At 68.5% G+C, this 18,665-nt stretch carries 22 protein-coding genes; 9 read left to right on the top strand and 13 right to left on the bottom strand.

All coding sequences use genetic code 11. The features are described from left to right. Positions 1 to 83: 83 nt before the first annotated feature. From PBT88_RS04800 to parE, 6 genes are all read right to left on the bottom strand, one after another. Positions 84 to 506, bottom strand: coding sequence for an SPFH domain-containing protein (locus PBT88_RS04800; RefSeq protein ID WP_270078083.1), 423 nt, complete (start codon positions 504 to 506; stop codon positions 84 to 86). Between the two features lie 69 nt (positions 507 to 575). Then, on the bottom strand, positions 576 to 836 hold the full coding sequence (locus tag PBT88_RS04805; protein ID WP_270078084.1) for a hypothetical protein: 261 nt from the start codon (positions 834 to 836) through the stop codon (positions 576 to 578). A gap of 140 nt (positions 837 to 976) precedes the next feature. Beyond that, entirely contained in the window at positions 977 to 2,569 is a 1,593-nt protein-coding gene (locus PBT88_RS04810; protein WP_270078085.1) for an isocitrate lyase, read from the bottom strand. 65 nt (positions 2,570 to 2,634) lie between these two features. After that, a complete protein-coding gene (locus PBT88_RS04815; RefSeq protein ID WP_270078086.1) occupies positions 2,635 to 2,826 on the bottom strand; it encodes a hypothetical protein in 192 nt (63 codons plus the stop codon). Positions 2,827 to 3,426: 600 nt separating this feature from the next. Beyond that, positions 3,427 to 3,768: a PilZ domain-containing protein gene (locus PBT88_RS04820; protein ID WP_270078087.1), complete on the bottom strand. Its 342-nt coding sequence runs from the start codon at positions 3,766 to 3,768 to the stop codon at positions 3,427 to 3,429. Between the two features lie 260 nt (positions 3,769 to 4,028). Next, the gene (gene parE / locus PBT88_RS04825; RefSeq protein ID WP_270078088.1) at positions 4,029 to 6,017 is read right to left on the bottom strand and encodes a DNA topoisomerase IV subunit B; all 1,989 of its coding nucleotides are present in this window, start codon (positions 6,015 to 6,017) and stop codon (positions 4,029 to 4,031) included. Positions 6,018 to 6,123: 106 nt separating this feature from the next. Between parE and PBT88_RS04830 the strand changes: the two genes are divergently transcribed. Further along, positions 6,124 to 6,282 (top strand): hypothetical protein, encoded by a 159-nt coding sequence (locus tag PBT88_RS04830; RefSeq protein ID WP_270079347.1) that lies wholly within the window; start codon positions 6,124 to 6,126, stop codon positions 6,280 to 6,282. A 174-nt stretch (positions 6,283 to 6,456) separates the two neighbouring features. On the opposite strand, the gene PBT88_RS04835 is transcribed toward PBT88_RS04830, so the two are convergent. After that, on the bottom strand, positions 6,457 to 7,188 hold the full coding sequence (locus tag PBT88_RS04835; RefSeq protein ID WP_270078089.1) for a GcrA family cell cycle regulator: 732 nt from the start codon (positions 7,186 to 7,188) through the stop codon (positions 6,457 to 6,459). 59 nt (positions 7,189 to 7,247) lie between these two features. On the opposite strand from PBT88_RS04835, the gene PBT88_RS04840 reads away from it, so the two are divergent. From PBT88_RS04840 to queE, 6 genes are all read left to right on the top strand, one after another. Beyond that, a complete protein-coding gene (locus PBT88_RS04840; RefSeq protein WP_270078090.1) occupies positions 7,248 to 8,096 on the top strand; it encodes an ABC transporter permease in 849 nt (282 codons plus the stop codon). A gap of 160 nt (positions 8,097 to 8,256) precedes the next feature. After that, positions 8,257 to 9,447: an aspartate aminotransferase family protein gene (locus PBT88_RS04845; protein ID WP_270078091.1), complete on the top strand. Its 1,191-nt coding sequence runs from the start codon at positions 8,257 to 8,259 to the stop codon at positions 9,445 to 9,447. Positions 9,448 to 9,568: 121 nt separating this feature from the next. Next, positions 9,569 to 10,498 carry an ornithine carbamoyltransferase gene (argF, locus tag PBT88_RS04850; RefSeq protein WP_270078092.1) on the top strand — a complete coding sequence of 310 codons (930 nt, stop codon included), beginning with the start codon at positions 9,569 to 9,571 and terminating at the stop codon, positions 10,496 to 10,498. A 162-nt stretch (positions 10,499 to 10,660) separates the two neighbouring features. Next, complete coding sequence (gene hslO / locus PBT88_RS04855; RefSeq protein ID WP_270078093.1) at positions 10,661 to 11,578, top strand: Hsp33 family molecular chaperone HslO; 918 nt, start codon at positions 10,661 to 10,663, stop codon at positions 11,576 to 11,578. A 194-nt stretch (positions 11,579 to 11,772) separates the two neighbouring features. Continuing rightward, on the top strand, positions 11,773 to 12,471 hold the full coding sequence (gene queC / locus PBT88_RS04860; RefSeq protein ID WP_270078094.1) for a 7-cyano-7-deazaguanine synthase QueC: 699 nt from the start codon (positions 11,773 to 11,775) through the stop codon (positions 12,469 to 12,471). Further along, positions 12,468 to 13,100 (top strand): 7-carboxy-7-deazaguanine synthase, encoded by a 633-nt coding sequence (gene queE, locus PBT88_RS04865; RefSeq protein ID WP_270078095.1) that lies wholly within the window; start codon positions 12,468 to 12,470, stop codon positions 13,098 to 13,100. The genes queC and queE overlap by 4 nt, the downstream gene beginning before the upstream one ends. A gap of 45 nt (positions 13,101 to 13,145) precedes the next feature. Here the strand turns inward: queE and PBT88_RS04870 are convergent, their stop codons facing one another. From PBT88_RS04870 to lipB, 3 genes are all read right to left on the bottom strand, one after another. Further along, positions 13,146 to 13,769 carry a hypothetical protein gene (locus tag PBT88_RS04870; protein WP_270078096.1) on the bottom strand — a complete coding sequence of 208 codons (624 nt, stop codon included), beginning with the start codon at positions 13,767 to 13,769 and terminating at the stop codon, positions 13,146 to 13,148. A gap of 296 nt (positions 13,770 to 14,065) precedes the next feature. Further along, positions 14,066 to 14,290 carry a hypothetical protein gene (locus tag PBT88_RS04875; RefSeq protein WP_270078097.1) on the bottom strand — a complete coding sequence of 75 codons (225 nt, stop codon included), beginning with the start codon at positions 14,288 to 14,290 and terminating at the stop codon, positions 14,066 to 14,068. Between the two features lie 86 nt (positions 14,291 to 14,376). Then, the gene (gene lipB / locus PBT88_RS04880) at positions 14,377 to 15,024 is read right to left on the bottom strand and encodes a lipoyl(octanoyl) transferase LipB (protein WP_270078098.1); all 648 of its coding nucleotides are present in this window, start codon (positions 15,022 to 15,024) and stop codon (positions 14,377 to 14,379) included. A 78-nt stretch (positions 15,025 to 15,102) separates the two neighbouring features. Between lipB and PBT88_RS04885 the strand changes: the two genes are divergently transcribed. Then, the gene (locus PBT88_RS04885; RefSeq protein WP_270078099.1) at positions 15,103 to 15,915 is read left to right on the top strand and encodes a hypothetical protein; all 813 of its coding nucleotides are present in this window, start codon (positions 15,103 to 15,105) and stop codon (positions 15,913 to 15,915) included. 41 nt (positions 15,916 to 15,956) lie between these two features. Here PBT88_RS04885 and PBT88_RS04890 read toward each other — a convergent pair whose 3' ends face one another. Genes PBT88_RS04890 through PBT88_RS04900 form a run of 3 tightly spaced genes read right to left on the bottom strand, consistent with a single transcriptional unit; the run spans position 15,957 to position 17,865 of the window. Next, positions 15,957 to 16,562: a GNAT family N-acetyltransferase gene (locus PBT88_RS04890; RefSeq protein WP_270078100.1), complete on the bottom strand. Its 606-nt coding sequence runs from the start codon at positions 16,560 to 16,562 to the stop codon at positions 15,957 to 15,959. Then, positions 16,559 to 17,413: an oxygen-dependent coproporphyrinogen oxidase gene (hemF, locus tag PBT88_RS04895; protein WP_270078101.1), complete on the bottom strand. Its 855-nt coding sequence runs from the start codon at positions 17,411 to 17,413 to the stop codon at positions 16,559 to 16,561. The genes PBT88_RS04890 and hemF overlap by 4 nt, the downstream gene beginning before the upstream one ends. Next, complete coding sequence (locus PBT88_RS04900; protein WP_270078102.1) at positions 17,410 to 17,865, bottom strand: tRNA (cytidine(34)-2'-O)-methyltransferase; 456 nt, start codon at positions 17,863 to 17,865, stop codon at positions 17,410 to 17,412. The genes hemF and PBT88_RS04900 overlap by 4 nt, the downstream gene beginning before the upstream one ends. A gap of 204 nt (positions 17,866 to 18,069) precedes the next feature. On the opposite strand from PBT88_RS04900, the gene petA reads away from it, so the two are divergent. Then, entirely contained in the window at positions 18,070 to 18,663 is a 594-nt protein-coding gene (petA, locus tag PBT88_RS04905) for a ubiquinol-cytochrome c reductase iron-sulfur subunit (protein WP_270078103.1), read from the top strand. Positions 18,664 to 18,665: the final 2 nt, after the last annotated feature.

Consider the following 18,665-nt stretch of genomic DNA (forward strand, 5'->3'; position numbering starts at 1 on the left):
GCAGGAGCTCAGGGACGCACATGCTCCGCCCGCAGCTCTGGGCTCCTGCGTTCGCAGGAGCACCGGCCTGTCAGGCCTCGCCCCTAATTCCTGTCGGTCTGTTCCGGGATGCCGGGCAGCCGCGAGGCCTCGGTGACGGGCAGCCCGGCCTCGGTCGGCACGTAGATCAGCTTGGCGTTGTTGGTCTCCAGCGCCTGGATCTGGAGATAGCGCAGATAGCCCTCCGGCCCGCCCAGCGAATTCTGGAGGATGTGGTTGGCCTTGGCCGCACCCTCGGCGCGGGTGACTTCGGCCTGGGCGAGCGAGGTCGCGCTCTCCATCTTGGCGCGCGCCTCCAGCACCGCGACCTGGCGCGAGGATTGCGCCTCGGCCAGCTTGGCGCGGCCCGCCATCTCCTGCTGATAGACATTGTAGCGGGGGCAGCCGACCAGGATGCCGGTGATCAGGATGATCAGCAGCAGACCCGCCGCCATCACGATGCCGAATAGGCTTCTCTGACCGTCCATCACTGTCGCTCCCCTGTTGCCCGGCGGCGATCTTATCATGCCGGTGGGCGTCGCCAAGACGGGCGGGCTTCAAAAGGGAAGGCGCATCTTGACCTTCTTGCCGCGGATCCGGATTTTCGGCCGGTCCTGCGGCGGGCCGGGCGGCGGATCGAGATCGGAGACCGTCCAGCGCGGATCGTCCTTGGTCGCGGTGGCGGCGAGCGCGTCGAGGTGGGGCTGCACGATCAGGCTGGACAGGTCGAACCCGCTGGCGAGCGGCATCGGCACGCCCGGCGCCGCCTGCCCGGCGGCGGGAAGACCCAGCAATGAGGCGGCGACCCACCAGCGCATGACCCGGACCCTGTGGAATGACAGCCGATTCAATCCACGACGCGGGGCGCCGGTTCCGATCGATCCGCCGGAACGAGGGCTGGATGCGATCGCCGTGGCGGCGGATGCCCTCTCCCGCCGGTGGAGGAGAGGGCGCCCGGTCAGGCGAACTGGTTCATCGTGTTGTGGGCGCCGCCGGCCTTCAGCGCCGCCTCGCCGGCAAAGGCCTCCTTATGGTCGTCGCCGATGTCGGAGCCCGACATGTTCTGGTGGCGGACGCAGGCGATGCCCTCGCGGATCTCCTTGCGCTGCACCCCGGCGACATAGCCGAGCATCCCGGCCTCGCCGAAATAGTCCCGGGCGAGATTGTCGGTGCTGAGCGCGGCGGTGTGGTAGGTCGGCAGCGTGATCAGGTGGTGGAAGATGCCGGCGCGCGCGCTCGCATCCTTCTGGAAGGTGCGGATGCGGTCGTCGGCCTCCCTGGCCAGCTCGGTGCTGTCGTAGATCACGCTCATCAGCGCCGCCCGCTCATAGTCGGAAACGTCCCTGCCGGCCTTCTCCCACGCATCGAACACCTGCTGGCGGAAGTTGAGCGTCCAGTTGAAGCTGGGCGAGTTGTTGTAGACCAGCTTGGCGTTGGGCACGACCGCGCGGATGCGATCGACCATGCCGGCGATCTGCTCGATATGCGGCTTCTCGGTCTCGATCCACAGCAGGTCGGCACCGTGCTGGAGCGAGGTGATGCAATCGAGCACGCAGCGATCGGCGCCGGTGCCGGCCCGGAACTGGAACAGGTTGCTGGGCAGGCGCTTGGGGCGCAGCAGCTTGCCGTCGCGGTTGAGGATGACGTCGCCATTCCTCGCCGTCGCCGGGTCGATCTCCTCGCAGTCGAGGAAGCCGTTATACTGGTCGCCGAGGTCGCCGGGCGCGTTGGAGACGGCGATCTGCTTGGTCAGCCCGGCGCCGAGCGAGTCGGTGCGGGTGACGATGATGCCGTCGTCGACGCCGAGTTCGAGGAAGGCGTAGCGGCAGGCGCGGACCTTGGCGAGGAAGTCCTCGTGCGGCACCGTGACCTTGCCGTCCTGGTGGCCGCACTGCTTCTCGTCCGACACCTGGTTCTCGATCTGGAGCGCGCAGGCGCCGGCCTCGATCATCTTCCTGGCGAGCAGATAGGTCGCCTCGGCATTGCCGAAGCCGGCGTCGATATCGGCGATGATCGGCACGACATGGGTCTGGAACGCCTCGACCTGGGCCAGCAGCGCGGTCTCCTTCGCGCTGTCGCCGGCGGCGCGCGCCGCGTCGATCGCGCGGAACAGGCCGCCCAGCTCGCGCGCGTCGGCCTGCTTCAGGAAGGTGTAGAGCTCCTCGATCAGCGCCGGCACGCTGGTCTTCTCGTGCATCGACTGATCGGGCAGCGGCCCGAACTCGCTCCGCAGCGCCGCGACCATCCAGCCGGACAGATAGAGATATTTGCCCTGGGTGGTGCCGAAATGCTTCTTGATCGCGATCAGCTTCTGCTGGCCGATGAAGCCGTGCCAGCAGCCGAGCGACTGGGTGTAGCGTGCCGGATCGGCATCATAGGCGGCCATGTCCGCGCGCATGATCCCGGCGGTGTATTTCGCGATGTCGAGGCCGGTGTGGAAGCGGTTCTGCAACCGCATCCGGGCCACCGCCTCGGCACTGATCCCGTCCCAGCTGCCGTCCTGGCGCGCGATGAGGGCGTTGGTGCTGTCGATGTGGGTCTGATAGGTCATGAGGCTTCCTGGGATCTTATCGGGCTGGGATCATATCGGGGGTGTCGGGGCCGGGGCCGGTCGCCTCAGCCGAGGCGGCCGAGGCGATGATAGAGGTTGCTGAACTTCACCGATTCCGGCTGGTCCGCGATCGTGCGCAGATGGGCGACGACCGCCTCGCGCAGCAGCGCGAAATCCTCGGTCGAGAAGACGGCGCGGGCGCGTGCCGGCTCGGGATGGGGGGAAGAGCGGGGCAGGGTCTGCGTTTCGGTGGTCATAGCGTCTCTCCATGAGCGGCGGCCCGGAACGGGTGTCGCCGCGATGGACAGGGAGATGCGCGCTCGCCGCGGCGCTTTGAAGGACGATCAGTGACGCGATGTAGGGCTATGACATGTCCACATTGTCATGATGTGACAGAGTGCCATGGCATCGGCAGAGGGGTGCAGGGCCTGAAGGCTGTAGGATTTGCGGGCACAATTCTCCCGCCGCTGGGGGCAGGGAAGGCGGCCGGCGCCCCGCGCGTGCCTCGTTGCATCGCGGGGGTTTGGAGGTGTCTCAGTTACCCTCCGAGGGCCTGTGCCCCACTTCCTCGGCCACGTCGGGGCGGAGGTGGGAAGCGTCCCGGTTGTGGCGGACGTGGGCCGGACGCGCCCTTGGCACGGGCGCGGCGGGCTTCACGCTGGCCTGGTGGACGGTAGGGTTGCGGGAATCCACCCGGATGCCCGGCGCGCCGGCCGCTGGATGCACGGAGGCCGAAACCGCCGCCATCCCCTCCTGTCACCGCGCACCTCGATCAAGGGTGTGGGCGACGGGCCACGCAATAACCTATATGGATATAAATGTCAAGAATAATGAACGCTGGTGGCGCGGGGCTGCGGCTAGCCCGTCCGGCTGTCGCGATAGACCGACTGGACGTCGGCCGAGATGCCGGGGGTACGGCTCATCTGCATGACGTCGTCAAATTCGAAGCCGTGCATCCGCCGGTGGAAAGCGAGGCCGAAGGCGTGCGTCTCCACCCAGACGATGGTGGCGACCATCGACAGCATGTCGCCGACGACGAGGATGATCTCCTGGCCCTTGAACAGGCCGCGGAATTTGCCGGTGACGAGCGCGCCCGCGGTCGAGACATCGGACATGACGAGATTCTGGGCGGGCAGCCGATAGGGCTTGATCGACACCGCGATATCGACGGTCAGCCGGAATTCGGATCGGGAATCCACGACTTTTCGGACCAGATTCATCAGACACGCTCCGCAACACCCGTCGCACCGCTATTACGACTAAAGGCTAATGCGGGGTTAAAGCGATCTTAAGTGTAAAATGATTTGCCCGGCAGGAATTGCGCCGGCGATTATTTCGTTTCGGTGTCGTTTCTTTTGGGGAATGGCGACGCCGATGGCCCGGGCGAGCGGCGCCACCAGCCGGCCAGCCACCGGCCAGCCACCGGCCAGCCACCGGCCATCCTCCGCGCCCCGCCTGCTCAGGCGTCGATCTCTTCCTCGTCCACGCGGGCGGCGTTTTCCTGGATGAAGGTGAAGCGGTGATGGGCCTCCTTGCCCATCAGCCGGTCGACCAGATCGCGGACCTGCGCGCGGTCCTCATATTCCTGCGGCAGCGTCACCCGGATCATGCCGCGCGTCTGCGGGTCCATGGTGGTCTCGCGCAGCTGCTGCGGGTTCATCTCGCCGAGGCCCTTGAAGCGCGAGACCTCGACCTTGCGGCCCTTGAACGCGGTCGCCTCGATCCGGGCGCGGTCGGCCTCGTCGCGGGCGTAGAGCGACTTGGCGCCGGCGGTCAGCCGGTAGAGCGGCGGCTGGGCGAGGTAGAGATGGCCCCTGCGCACGACGTCCGGCATCTCCTGGAAGAAGAAGGTCATCAGCAGGGTGGCGATGTGGGCGCCATCGACATCGGCGTCGGTCATGATCACGATCCGCTCGTAGCGCAGCAGGCTGGCGTCGCAGCGCTCGCGGGTGCCGCAGCCGAGCGCCAGGATCAGGTCGGCGATCTCCTGGTTGGCGAGGATCTTGGCGGTGTTGGCGGACGCCACGTTGAGAATCTTGCCGCGGATCGGCAGCACCGCCTGGGTCTTGCGGTCGCGCGCCTGCTTGGCCGAGCCGCCGGCCGAATCGCCCTCGACGATGAACATCTCGGTGCCCTCGGGGCTGTCCGACGCGCAATCGGTGAGCTTGCCGGGCAGGCGCAGCTTGCGGCCCGAGGTGGCGGTCTTGCGCTTGACGTCGCGCTCCGCCTTGCGCCGCAGCCGCTCGTCCATGCGATCGAGCACATAGCCGAGCAGCGCCTTGCCGCGATCCATGTTCTGGCCGAGGAAATGGTCGAAATGGTCGCGCACCGCGGCCTCGACCAGCCGTGCGGCGTCGGGCGAGGTCAGCCGGTCCTTGGTCTGGCTCTGGAACTGGGGATCGCGGATGAACACCGAGAGCATCAGTTCCGATCCGGTCATCACGTCCTCGGGCGCGATGTCCTTGGCCTTCTTCTGGCCGACCTGATCGGCGAAGGCGCGGATGCCCTTGACCAGCGCGGCGCGCAGCCCCTGCTCATGGGTGCCGCCGTCGGGGGTCGGGATGGTGTTGCAATAATAGCTGTAAGACCCGTCCGAATAGAGCGGCCACGCCACCGCCCATTCGGCCGAGCCCTGGCTGTCGGGGAAATCCTGCCGCCCGGTGAAGAAATCGGCGGTGGCGCATTCGCGATCGCCGACCTGCTCGCGGAGGTGATCGGCGAGGCCGCCGGGGAACTGGAACACCGCCTCGGCCGGGGTGTCGTCGGTGATCAGCGACGGATCGCATTTCCAGCGGATCTCGACGCCGGCGAACAGATAGGCCTTGGACCGGGCGAGCCGATAGAGCCGCTGCGCGCGGAAGCGGAGATCGCCGAAAATCTCGCTATCGGGCACGAAGCTGACCGAGGTGCCGCGCCGGTTGGGCGCCGCGCCGATCTTCTCCAGCGATCCCTGGGGATGGCCCTGCACGAAGCGCTGGCGGTACAGCTCCTTGTTGCGCGCCACTTCGACCACCGTCTCGATCGACAGCGCGTTGACCGCGCAGACGCCGACGCCGTGCAGGCCGCCCGAGGTCTGGTAGGCGCCGCCCGAGAATTTGCCGCCCGAATGGAGCACGGTGAAGATCACCTCGAGCGCCGATTTGCCGGGGTGGCGGGGATGCTCGTCGATCGGGATGCCGCGGCCATTGTCGACCACGGTGACGCGGTTGCCGGCGGACAGCGTCACCTCGATGCGGGTGGCGTGGCCGGCGACGGCCTCGTCCATCGCATTGTCGATCACCTCGGCGGCGAGATGGTGGAGCGCGCGCTCGTCGGTGCCGCCGACATACATGCCGGGGCGGCGGCGGATCGGCTCCAGCCCTTCCAGCACCTCGATCGAGGAGGCGTCGTAATTGCCGCTGCCGGGGGCGGCACCCGCAGGGGCGGCGAAGAGATCGTCATGGGCCATCGCCGCAGACTATAGGCGGGATGCGGCCCCGCGCAAAGGGCGTTCCGGGTTCGTTCAAATGCGGTGATAACGCGCGAAAGGTGTGCCGATGGCAGTCGTGGGATGCTTGGTTCTGATCATTTTCCCGCTGCTCGGGCTGATGGCGGGGTTGTTCCTCGACGGGGCGCCGGGGGCGATCTGGGGCGCGGCCGCGGGCTTCGTCCTCGCGCTCGCCGTCTCCGGGGTGATGACCTACGGACTGGTCAAGGCGAGCCGGCGCGACTGAGGCGCAGGCGGCGCGCCCGATGGGGGAGGAGGGTCATGCCCGCACGCCCCCTCACGAACCCGGCCCCTCACGAACCCGGCCCCTCACGAACCCGGCCCCTCACGAAAAAGGCCCCTCACGAAAAAGGCCGCCCGCATCGCTGCGGACGGCCCTTTCGGTTACGGAGTTGGGGGCTCAGCGGACGCGCGGGCCGCCATAGGGCATCGGCGGCGGCGGGCGGCGATCGCGGCGCGGCATCTGCGCCTGATAGGCCTGCCCGCAATGCTGCACGCAATAAGGGAAGCCCGGGTTCACCTGCACGCCGCAGAAGTGGAAATCGGGCTCGCCGGGGTGGCCGAGCGGCCACTTGCAGATGCGGTCGTTGAGCTCGAGCAGCGAGGTCTTGTCCGCCATGTCGGCCGACGGCTTGGCCGGCACCAGGCGGCGCGGCGGCGCCGGCGGGATCGGCGACTGCTGCTCGCCCGGCTGCTGGCGCTGGAAGCCGCCGGGGCCGATCGAGCGATAGACCGGCTGCGGCGTGCTGGGCACGACCGGCGCATCGGCATCGGATCCGGTGGCCGCGGCCGGTGCAGGCGCCGGGGCGGCCGCGATCGGGGCGGGGCGGGGCGCCGGCGCCGGGCGGGGAGCCTCGGCGACGACCGGGCGCGGCTTCGGCGCCTCGGCCGCCTTCGGGGCCGGCGGTGGCGGCGCGGCCTCCTTCGGCGCGGGGGCGGGCGCGGCCGGCGCTTCCGCCGCCGTGTCGTTGCCCTTCACCGGCGACGGCCGGCTTTCGAGGCCGAGGCGATGCGCCTTGCCGATCACCGCGTTACGGCTGACGCCGCCCAGTTCCTCGGCGATCTGGCTTGCGGTATGGCCCTGGCCCCACAGGCTCTTGAGCTTGTCGATCCGCTCGTCCGTCCACGACATCTTCTGTTTCTACTCCGTATCCCTTGCGGGGGCGGCACCCAGGGCTTAGGTCGCGATCCATGCTCGACCAGTCCCGCGGTGCGCCGCAACCCGACAATATCTCCCCCCCGGGCGTGCCCGTGATCAAACAGGTCAACTGGGGAGGATTGCGCACCCTCTATGTGAAGGAGGTGAGGCGCTTCTTCAAGGTCCAGCTGCAAACGGTGTGGGCGCCGGCGGTGACGACCCTGCTCTATCTCGTCATCTTCACGGTCGCGCTGGGCGCGCGCTCGGCGGTGCCGGTGGGCGGCACGACCGTGCCCTTCGCCGATTTCATCGCGCCGGGCCTGATCGTGATGGGCATGATGACCAACGCCTTCGCCAATGCCAGCTTCTCGCTGCTGGTCGGCAAGATGCAGGGCACCATCGTCGACTATCTGATGCCGCCGCTGTCCACCGCCGAGCTGCTCGCCGGGCTGACGCTCGCCGCGGTGACCCGCGCCTTCCTGGTCGGCGGCGCGCTGTGGCTGGCGATGCTGCTGTGGCCGGGCGTGCATGTCGGCATGGCGAACCCGCTGGTGGTGCTGTGGTTCGCGCTGATGGGGGCGTTCCTGCTCGCCTTCCTCGGCGTGCTGACCTCGATCTGGGCGGACAAGTTCGATCATGCCGCCGCCGTCACCAATTTCGTGGTGCAGCCGCTGGCGCTGCTTTCGGGCACCTTCTACTCGGTCGACAAGCTGGCGCCGACCTTCCGGATGATCAGCCATTTCAACCCGATCTTCTACGTGATCTCGGGCTTCCGCTCGGGCTTCCTCGGCGTCGCCGATTCGCCGGTGGCGTTCGGCGCGGGGCTGCTGCTGGCGATCAACGTGGTGATGGGCGCGATCTGCTACACGCTGCTCAGGAGCGGCTGGAAGATCAAGAACTGAGATTCTCCTCCCGTTCCAACCCGCAGGCGCTTGGGGTTGCGCTGTATTTCCCCCGACGCTACAGCGCATCCCTGACATAAGGCGGCCAGCCACGGCCGCCTTTTTGCGTTCCCGGAGCCGTTCTCCCAAAGATTGTCCACGAAGAAGGAGTGCCCTGCCCATGACGATCACGCCCCTCATGCCGGTCTATCCGCGCTGCGGTGTGCGTCCCGTCCGAGGCGAAGGCAGCTACCTGTTCGGGGAAAATGGCGAGCGCTATCTCGATTTCGCCTCGGGCATCGCGGTGAACCTGCTCGGCCACGGCCACCCGCATCTGACCAAGGCGTTGCAGGACCAGGTCGCGACGCTGATGCACGTCTCCAACCTCTACGGTTCGCCGCAGGGCGAGGCGCTGGCGCAGCGGCTGGTCGATACCACCTTCGCCGACACCGTGTTCTTCACCAATTCCGGTGCCGAGGCAGTGGAGTGCGCGATCAAGACCGCGCGCCGCTATCATTTCGCCAGCGGCAACCCGCAGAAGAACACGCTGATCTGCTTCAACAACGCCTTCCACGGGCGGACGCTGGGCGCGATCTCGGCGACCAACCAGGAGAAGATGCGCGACGGCTTCGAGCCGCTGCTGCCCGGCTTCACCTATGCGCCGTTCGACGATCTCGCCGCCGCCGAGGCGCTGATCGACGCGAACACCGCCGGCTTCCTGGTCGAGCCGGTGCAGGGCGAGGGCGGCATCCGCCCGGCGTCGCAGGAATTCCTCAAGGGCCTGCGTGCGTTGGCCGACCAGCATGACCTGATGCTGGTGCTCGACGAGGTGCAGTGCGGCGTCGCCCGCACCGGCACGCTCTACGCCCACGAGCAGTACGGCATCGTGCCGGACATCATGGCGAGCGCCAAGGGGATTGGCGGCGGCTTCCCGCTGGGCGCCTGCCTCGCCACCGAGAAGGCGGCCAAGGGCATGGTGATCGGCACCCACGGCTCCACCTATGGCGGCAATCCGCTGGCGATGGCGGCGGGCAATGCGGTGCTCGACGTGATCCTGGCGCCGGGCTTCCTGGAGCAGGTCAACGCCACCGGCCAGCGCCTGCGCGCCGCGCTGGAGCAGCTGATCCCCAACCATGACCATCTGTTCGAGAGCGTGCGCGGCCTGGGGCTGATGCTCGGCGTCAAGATGAAGTCGGACAGCCGCCGCTTCGTCGCCCATGCGCGCGACCATCATGGCCTGCTGCTGGTCGCGGCCGGCGAGAATGTCGTGCGGGTGCTGCCGCCGCTGGTGATCGAGCAGGCGCATATCGACGAGTTCGTCAGCAAGATGTCGGAGGCTGCGCGCAGCTATACGCTGCCGAGCGACGATTAAGACACATAGGCTCCGTTCGTCCTGAGCCTGTCGAAGGACGTGCCCCCAGGCGATCCGCTTGCAGCACGTCCTTCGACTTCGCTCAGGACGAACGGATCACCGGAATTGAGGCTGAGACGCCATGACCATCCGCCATTTCCTTGACCTTTCCGATGCCGGGACCGCCGCGATCGCGGCGATGCTGGCCGATGCCGCCGCCCGCAAGGCGGCGCGTGCGACATCGCCCAAGGGCGCGGCCGATCCCGATCGCCCGCTCGAAGGCCGCACGCTGGCGATGATCTTCGAGAAAAGCTCGACCCGCACCCGCGTCTCGTTCGACATGGCGATGCGCCAGTTGGGCGGCACCACCCTGATCCTCGATGCCGGCACCACCCAGCTCGGCCGCGGCGAGACGGTGGCGGATACCGCGCGCGTGCTCAGCCGGATGGTCGATGCGATCATGATCCGCACCGACGATCACGCCAAGATCGTCGAGATGGCGCAGTACGCGACCGTCCCCGTGATCAACGGCCTGACCGACGCCAGCCATCCCTGCCAGATCATGGCCGACATGCAGACCGTGATCGAGCGGCGCGGATCGCTTGCCGGCAGCAAATGGGCGTGGCTGGGCGACGGCAACAACGTCCTCCATTCGATCGTGGAGGCGGGCAGCCTGATGGGCTTCGAGGTCGTCGCGGCCTGCCCCGAGGGCTATGACCCCGATCCCGACGTGATCGGCACCGCGATCAATCGCGGCGGCAAGGTGCGCGTCACCCGCGATGCGGCAGATGCGGTGCAGGGCGCCGACATCGTCGTCACCGACACCTGGATCTCGATGGGCCAGAGCCACGCCGAGGCCAAGCTCGCGGCGATGATGCCCTATCAGGTCACCATCGAGCTGATGGCCAAGGCCAAGCCGAACGGCACCTTCCTGCACTGCCTCCCCGCGCATCGCGGCGAGGAGGTGGTGGACGCGGTGATCGACGGCCCGCAGTCGGCGATCTGGGACGAGGCGGAGAACCGCCTCCACGCCCAGAAGTCGGTGCTGCTGTGGTGCTTCGGCAAGCTGTAGGGGCCGGGGTGGACATCGGGGCACGCGCTTCCGATATGTCTGCCAACTTCCTTCCCCGTTCGTCCTGAGCCTGTCGAAGGACGTGCTGCGAGCGTGGCGCTTGTGGCACGCACTTCGACGGGCTCGGTGCGAACGGGCTAAGGTTCCGGGGATAATCGATTGATGACTGACACCGCCACCCGCCCGTGCGACACCGCGCTCGGCTTCACCATCGCCACCCGCCATGCCCGTGGCCGCGTCGTGCGGCTGGGGCCGGCGCTCGACACCATCCTCGCCGCCCACGCCTATCCGCCGGTGCTGGCCCGCGTGCTGGCCGAGGCGCTGGTGCTGGCGGCGCTGCTCGGCTCGACGCTGAAGCATGAGGAGGGCCAGCTCACCCTCCAGGCGCAGACCGAGGGCGGGGTGATCGACCTGCTCGTTGCCGATTATCGCAACGGCGCGATGCGCGGCTATCTGCGCTACGATGCCGACAAGCTGGCCGAGGCGCCGGCCGATCCCTCGCTGTTCGGGCTGTTCGGCAAGGGCTATCTGGCGATCACCTTCGACCAGGCGCCGCTGCCCGGCCATAGCAGCGGCGAGCGCTATCAGGGCATCGTGCCGCTGGAGGGCGGCTCGCTGGCCGATGCCGCCCAGCATTATTTCGCCCAGTCCGAACAGATACCGAGCATCGTCCGCGCCGCGGTGACGACGCTGCCCGATGGCCGCCACGTCGCCGGCGGCCTGCTCGTCCAGCACCTGCCCGAGGGCGAGGAGGGGCGCGAGCGCCTCCACACCCGGCTCGATCATCCCGAATGGCAGCATGTCGAGGCGCTGGCCCAGACGGTCAGCCCCGCCGAGCTGACCGATGCGGGCCTGCCGCTCGACGATCTGCTGTGGCGGCTGTTCCACGAGGAGGAGGAGGTGCGGCTGCTGCCGATCGCCTCGCTGTCGCGCGGCTGCCGCTGCTCGGCCGCGCACATCCAGACGGTGATCGCCCGCTTCCCGCCCGAGGAGCGCGTCGCGATGGCCGACGCCGATGGCTTCGTCCATGTCGATTGCGAATTCTGCGCGAAGAGCTTCCCGGTCGCGCTGCCGGCCTGAGGAGGAAGCCGCGCCCGTCCCGTTAAGCGGATGTTGACGGGATCGGGTGTAGCGAGGGGGCGTGCTGCCGAGGATGGCGGCGGCGCGATCTCCCTGATCCGGCCCTTGACGGGGCCAACTGGGCCGCTCCGCAATGGGCGGCCCCCTCTTTTTGGGCGCTTGCCCCTGCCAAAGAGCGCGAGTAGCGCAGGACCATGACAGACCTTCACCGCTCCGGCCGCCGCCAGGCCGTCGTCCTGCTCTCGGGCGGGCTCGATTCGATGGTCACCGCAGGGCTCGCCAAGGAGGCGGGCTATGGTGTCCTCGCGCTCACCGTGAACTATAATCAGCGCCATCTGGTCGAGCTGGCCTCGGCGCGCCGCATCGCCGCCGCGCTCGAGGTCGATCGCCATGTCGTGCTGCCGATCGATCTGCGCGCCTTCGGCGGCTCCTCGCTGACCGACGACATCGACGTGCCGAAGGAGGGCGTGCAGCCCGGCATTCCCAGCACCTATGTGCCGGCGCGCAACACCATCTTCCTGTCGCTGGCGCTCGGCTGGGCGGAGGCGACCGGCGCGCGCGACCTGTTCCTCGGCATCAACGCGCTCGATTATTCGGGCTATCCCGATTGCCGGCCGGAATTCGTCGAGGCGTTCGAGACGCTCGCGGCGCGGGCCACCAAGGCCGGCGTCGAGGGCGATCGCTTCCAGGTCCACGCGCCGCTCCAGCACATGACCAAGGCCGATATCGCGCGCGAGGCCGATCGGCTCGGGCTGGATGCCGGGATGAGCTGGTCCTGCTACGATCCGCAGGGCGGCGACCATTGCGGGCTGTGCGACAGCTGCCGGCTCCGTCACAAGGGTTTCGAGGAGGCGGGCCTGCCGGACCCGACCTCCTACGCCGTCCTGCCATGAGCTTCGCGGTCAAGGAGATGTTCCTCACGCTCCAGGGCGAGGGGATCAATGCCGGCCGCCGCGCGGTCTTCCTGCGCTTCGCCGGCTGCAATTTATGGTCAGGCCGCGAGCAGGACCGGGCGAGCGCGATCTGCACCTTCTGCGACACCGATTTCGTCGGCATCGACGGCGATGGCGGCGGCCGCTTCGCGGATGCCGCGGCGCTGGCGGCGGCGGTGGCGGCGAAATGGGGCGCGGTCGGCGGGCGACGGCTGGTGGTGATCACCGGCGGCGAGCCGATGCTCCAGGTCACCGAGGCGCTGATCGACGCGCTCCACGCCGCCGGGTTCGAGATCGCGATCGAGACCAACGGCACGCTGCCGGTGCCGCGCAGCATCGACTGGATCACGGTGAGCCCCAAGGCGGGCAGCGCGGTCGTCCAGCGCTCGGGCAATGAGCTGAAGCTGGTCTGGCCGCAGCCGGGGATCGACCCGGACGCGCTGGAGGCATGGGATTTCGACCATTTCCTGATCCAGCCGCTCGACAGCCCGGCACGCGACGAATCGCGCGAGGCGGCGATCCGCCATGTCGTCGATCATCCGGCCTGGCGGCTCTCGGTCCAGACCCACAAGCTGCTCGGCATCCGCTGAAACGCCCCGCCCCGCCCCGTCTCGACGGGGCGGGGATCGTCGCGGTCAGCCGCGGCTCATGCACTTCTTCTTGAGCTCGCCATTCTTGTCGAAGCAGGCGGGCGGGAAGGCCGGCACCTCGGGATCGACCATCTGGATCGGCGGGGCGATGTTGCTTTCCAGATCGCCGGCCGGCTTCAGGCTGTTGCGCAGCTCGCGCAGGCGATCGCGGGCGATCAGCTTGAACGAGCCCTTGGGCGCCATCAGCGCGGCCTGGCCGATGTTGGAGGCGTCCTGGCAGAAGCCGCGCTGGGCATAGACGGTCGAGAAGCTGCTATAGGTGCGGGTGTTGAAATTATCGAACGCGGCGTTGATCGCGTTGACGCTGGAACCCTTGGCGGCGGTGCGCTTGAAATAGCCCTGCAGCGTCTTGTAGTTCGTCGCCAGCTCCTTGGCGTGATGGGTCAGCATCGCGTTATAGTTGGAGACGGTCATCAGCGACGGCGCGAACTGGCATTGCAGGGCCGCGAAGTTGAGCCCCGCGCGCGTCGTCCACACGATCTCGGCATCGACCTCGGCGGCGGTGGCGCCGGGCAGCGGGATCATCACGCCGAGTTCCGGGCCGGTGACGGGCGCACCGGCGAAATGGGGCGATTTCCAGTAGAGCTGGGCGGAGGCAGGGGCGGACAACAGCCCTGCGATAGACATCAGCGCCACCGTGACCCGGCGCGAACGAACCCTCATCTTATTCTCTCCGAAAGACCCCGACCGGGGTGCCCTATGCGCGCCATTCAACGGCTTGCCGCCTGCACGCAGCCTTAATCATTCCGAGGCCGACCGCAAGATGCGGCGGCCCATGCTGCGCTGCAACGTCCTGCAAAACGGCGCGAATTCGATTCGTCCTGACGCAAAAAGGGCCGCCCGGTCGCCCGGGCGGCCCTTCCTGCGCGTGGCGGGCGCCGTCCCGCAGGACGGTGCCCGTGCGATCACATCGCGTTGCCGGTGGCGTTGCCGCCGGTCGCGGCGTCGTTGGCGGTGGCGTCCATCGCGCTCGCGTCGTTGGTCATGCCGCTGCTGCTGTCCATCGTGTCCATGTTGGACATGTTGGTGTCGGTGGTGGCGGTGTTGTCGCTATGGCCGCAGGCCGCGACCAACAGGGCGCCGCCGACGACCAGCGAGGTGGCGGTCAGGGTCTTGAGAATATTGCGCATATAGGGCTCCTGGCAAAGATCGGGGCACCGGCTTGCGGCCGGGCACCCCGCTGAATCCGATCGTGCAACCCCCCGTCGGCCTGCAATCAGGCGTTGGTCAGGCCGGACAGGAAGCTCTCAAACCCGCTTTGCAGGGCGTCGTCAAACTGTTTCAGGTCGGCAACCTTTCCCAGCTGGGCGAGGCTGGTCACCGGATAGTCGGGCAGGCCGCAGGGCACGATGCCGCCGAAATGGCTGAGGTCGGGCGCGACGTTCACCGCGAAGCCGTGGAGCGTCACCCAGCGGCGCACCCGCACCCCGATCGCGCCGATCTTGGCCTCCTGCCCGCGATAGGCGGTCCATACGCCGACGCGGCCGTCCGCGATCCACGCCTCGACGCCGAGTTCGGCGAGCGCGCCGATCAGCCAGGCCTCCAGCCGGTGGACGAAGCAGCGCACGTCGCGCCCGCGCTTGTCGAGATCGAGCACCAGATAGCCGACCCGCTGGCCGGGGCCGTGATAGGTGTATTTGCCGCCGCGCCCGGCCGGATAGACCGGGAAGCGATCGGGCGCGATCAGGTCGGTGGCGACCGCGCTGGTGCCGGCGGTGTAGAGCGGCGGATGCTCCAGCAGCCATACCAGTTCGCGCGCGGTGCCGGCACGCACGGCGGTGGCGCGCGCCTCCATCTCGGCCAGCGCCTCGGGATAGGGGATCGGGCTTGGCGAAACCCGCCATTCGATATCGTCGCTCAGCATGTCGCCCCCGCAGATGGCGTGGCATGGGCCGGCGATCAAGCGGCTTGGCGACGCGCCATGCTCTGCTAGAGGAGGGGGATGATCGAAAGAACCAAGATTTCGCTGGGCGCGGTGTGGGAAGAGGCGTTCGCCTTCTGCAAGGCGGAGGTCGCGCTGCTGGCGCCGCTGGCCGTGCTCTGCTTCGGCCTGCCGCTGGTCGTGCTGGATCTGGTGATGCCGACCAAGCTGGTCGTCGACGGCGCCGTCGCGGTCGGGCCGTGGATGGCGTGGATCATCCCCCATGCGCTGTTCAGCCTGCTCGGCACGCTGTCGATCACGGCGCTGACGGCGCGCGCCGGGATCAGCGTGCGCGAGGCGTTGCAGACCGGCGTGTCGCGGATGCCGGCGGGGATCGCGGTGGCGCTGCTCGCCTTCGGCGCGGTGGTGCTGGCGTCGATCCCGGTGGGCATCGTCGCCGGCATCGAATCCTCGGTGACGGGCAAGGCCGGCGCGGCCTTCCTGCTCGCCTATCTGCTGGTGCTGGTCGGGCTGGCGTGGCTGGCGATGCGGTTGCTGCCAGTGTGGGCGGCGATCGCGACGAGCCGGGTCAATGGCTGGGCGACGGTGCGGGCGACGCTGGCGCTGACCCGCGGGCTGGCGCCGCAGATGCTGCTGCTGCGCATCGTGGCGTGGATCAGCCAGTTCCTCGTGATGTCGGTGCTGATGCTGCCGGCGCGCGCGATCTTCGAGCTGATCGGCCGCGCCACCGGCGCCACCGCGCTGACCGATCTGCTGGCGACGCTCGTCGGCAGCGTCGTCGCGGCGGCGATCGTGACGCTGTGGACGGTGTATGTCGCGCTGCTCTACCGCAAGATGGTCAGTGCGGCGGTGGCGGCGATCAGGGACCAGTGATCGGGCGGCCCTGACCCGCTCCCGCTACCAGCAACTGCCGTTCACGCGCCGCCCAGCAGCGGGATGTGCGGGGCGGCGTCGATCGGCAACAGGCCGAGGATGCGGGGATCGGTGAAGGTCTCGATCGCGCGCGCATAGGGCATGAAGCCCTGCGCCCGGTAGAAGCCGAGCGCGCGCGGATGATCGAGCGTGCAGGTGTGGACCCAGACGCGCGCGACGTCGGCGCGCCCTTCCTGCTTGCGCCACGCCAGCGCCAGCGCATGGCCCATCAGCCAGCGCCCTTCGCCCCGCCCGGTGAGTTCGGGCACGAGGCCGAAATAGCTGATTTCGGCAGCGCCGGCCTGTCGGAAATCGAGTTCGAGCAGGCCGATCTCGATCCCGCGCGGATCGGTGACGGCGTAGATCTCCACCGCCGGATCATGGGTGATCGCATCGAGCGTCGCATCGTCCATGACCAGCCGGGAAAACCACAGCCACGGCTCGCCGACGCGGCGGAACAGCGCCCGGTAGCGATCGGACGACGGCGCCCGCCAGCGATCGAGCCGCAGCTTCGAGGGCGTCAGCGCGCGCGCCCTGGGGCGTTCGCGCATCTCCAGCGACGTCACGATGGTGGCGATCTCGCCCGGCGCGACGGGGATCAGGCTCATTCCCAGATCGCCCGCGGCGGCAGGCTCATCAGGATCGCCTCGACATTGCCGCCGGTCTTGAGCCCGAAGGTGGTGCCGCGATCATAGACCAGGTTGAACTCGGCATAGCGCCCGCGCCAGGCGAGCATCCGCCGCTCCTCCTCGGCGGTGAAGGGCAGGCCCATGCGGCGGCGGACGATCTGCGGATAGACGGCGAGGAACGCCTCGCCGACGTCGCGGGTGAAGGCGAAGGCGGGATCGAACGCCGCCCCCTCGGCCTCGAGATGATCGTAGAAGATGCCGCCGACGCCGCGCTGCACGCCGCGATGGGGGATGAAGAAATACTCCTCCGCCCATTGGCGGAAGCGCGGATAGTCGGCGATCGGCGCATGGGCGTCGCAGGCGGCGGCGAAGGCGGCGTGGAAGTCCGCGCTGTCGTCGGCATCGGGCAGCGGCGGGTTGAGATCGGCGCCGCCGCCGAACCAGCGCTTGGTGGTGACGAGGAAGCGGGTGTTCATGTGGACGGCGGGCACATGCGGGTTGGCCATGTGCGCGACCAGGCTGATGCCGGTGGCGAAGAAGCGCGGATCGTCGCCGGCGCCGTGGATCGACCGGGCGAACTCGCCCTCGAAGCGGCCGCCGACGGTGGAGACGTTGACGCCGACCTTCTCGAACACGCGCCCCTTCATCACCCCGCGCACGCCGCCGCCGCCATCCTCGCCCGAGGGATCGGTGCGCGGCCACGGCGTATAGTCGAAGACGGCATCCGATCCGGCCTCGCGCTCGATCGCCTCGAACGCCGTGCAGATGCGGGTCCGCAGCGCCTCGAACCAGGTGCGCGCCGCCTGTTGTTGCTCGTCCAGCGCGATCATGTCGGCCAGCCTCCGGTCTGTCTGAGCGCCTCGCCCGCGACGATCGCGCAGGCGGTGGCGAGGTTGAGCGATCGGGCATCCGCCGCGATCGGGATGCGGACGCGCAAGGTCGCCGCGTCATGGACATAAGGCGGGGCGCCCGAACCCTCCGATCCGAACAGCAGCACGTCATCGGCCGTGAACGCGACATCGGGCAGGCGGAGATCGCCGGCGGTGGTGAACAGCACCAGCCGCGCCGGATCGCGCTGCGCCGCCCGGAACGCCGCCCAGTCGGCATGGCGGGTGACGATGGCGCGCGTCGCATAATCCATGCCGGCGCGTGCCAGCGCGCGATCGGAAAAGGCGAAGCCGCACGGCTCGATCACGTCGACCGCCAGCCCGAGGCAGGCGCCGAGCCGCAGGATCGTGCCGACATTGCCGGCGATCTCGGGCTGATGGAGGGCGATCCGCATGGCGGTGCGGGCTAGGCCATTAGGCCCATGCTCTGCAAGCATCGCAAATCGTGATTGGCAAAACCCCGTTCGGGACGCTATTAATCGCGCCGTGTAGCCTGGACCATAACGGGCGCATTTAGGTCTGAACGGGGATGCCCACGCTGTTGCTTGTGCCAGGTCGCTCCCCGGCTATGAGACCATAAACTGCGAGGGGCCGAGAGCATGGCGATTGTCGAGACAGAGCTGGAGCCCGGTCATCGCCCGCCGGTCGACGCCGCCGGTCCCGCAGCGGGGGATGGCCCCCGCCGCCGCGACTTCCTCAACATCGCCGCGGTCAGCTTCGCCGGTGTCGGCGCCGCCACCGTGCTGATCCCGCTGGTCAACCAGATGAACCCGTCCGCCGACGTGCTGGCGCTGGCCTCGATCGAGGTCGATCTGTCGAAGATCGCGGCGGGCTCCGGCATCAAGGTGGCGTGGCGCAAGCAGCCGGTGTTCGTGCGCTATCTTACCCCCGCCGAAATCGCCGAGGCCAAGGCGGTGCCGATCGCGAGCCTGCGCGATCCGCAGACGCTCGACCAACGGACCAAGCCCGGCAAGGAGAATTGGCTGATCACGATGGCGGTCTGCACCCATCTCGGCTGCGTCCCGCTCGGCATCACGCCGGGCGAGGACAGGGGCCAATATGGCGGCTATTTCTGCCCGTGCCACGGTTCGCAATATGATACCGCCGGCCGCATCCGCGCCGGGCCGGCACCCAGGAACCTGGCTGTGCCCGACTACAGCTTCACATCCGCCAACAGTGTCCAGATCGGTTGAGG

It is taken from the genome of Sphingomonas abietis, assembly GCF_027625475.1.
Classification (GTDB): domain Bacteria; phylum Pseudomonadota; class Alphaproteobacteria; order Sphingomonadales; family Sphingomonadaceae; genus Solisphingomonas; species Solisphingomonas abietis.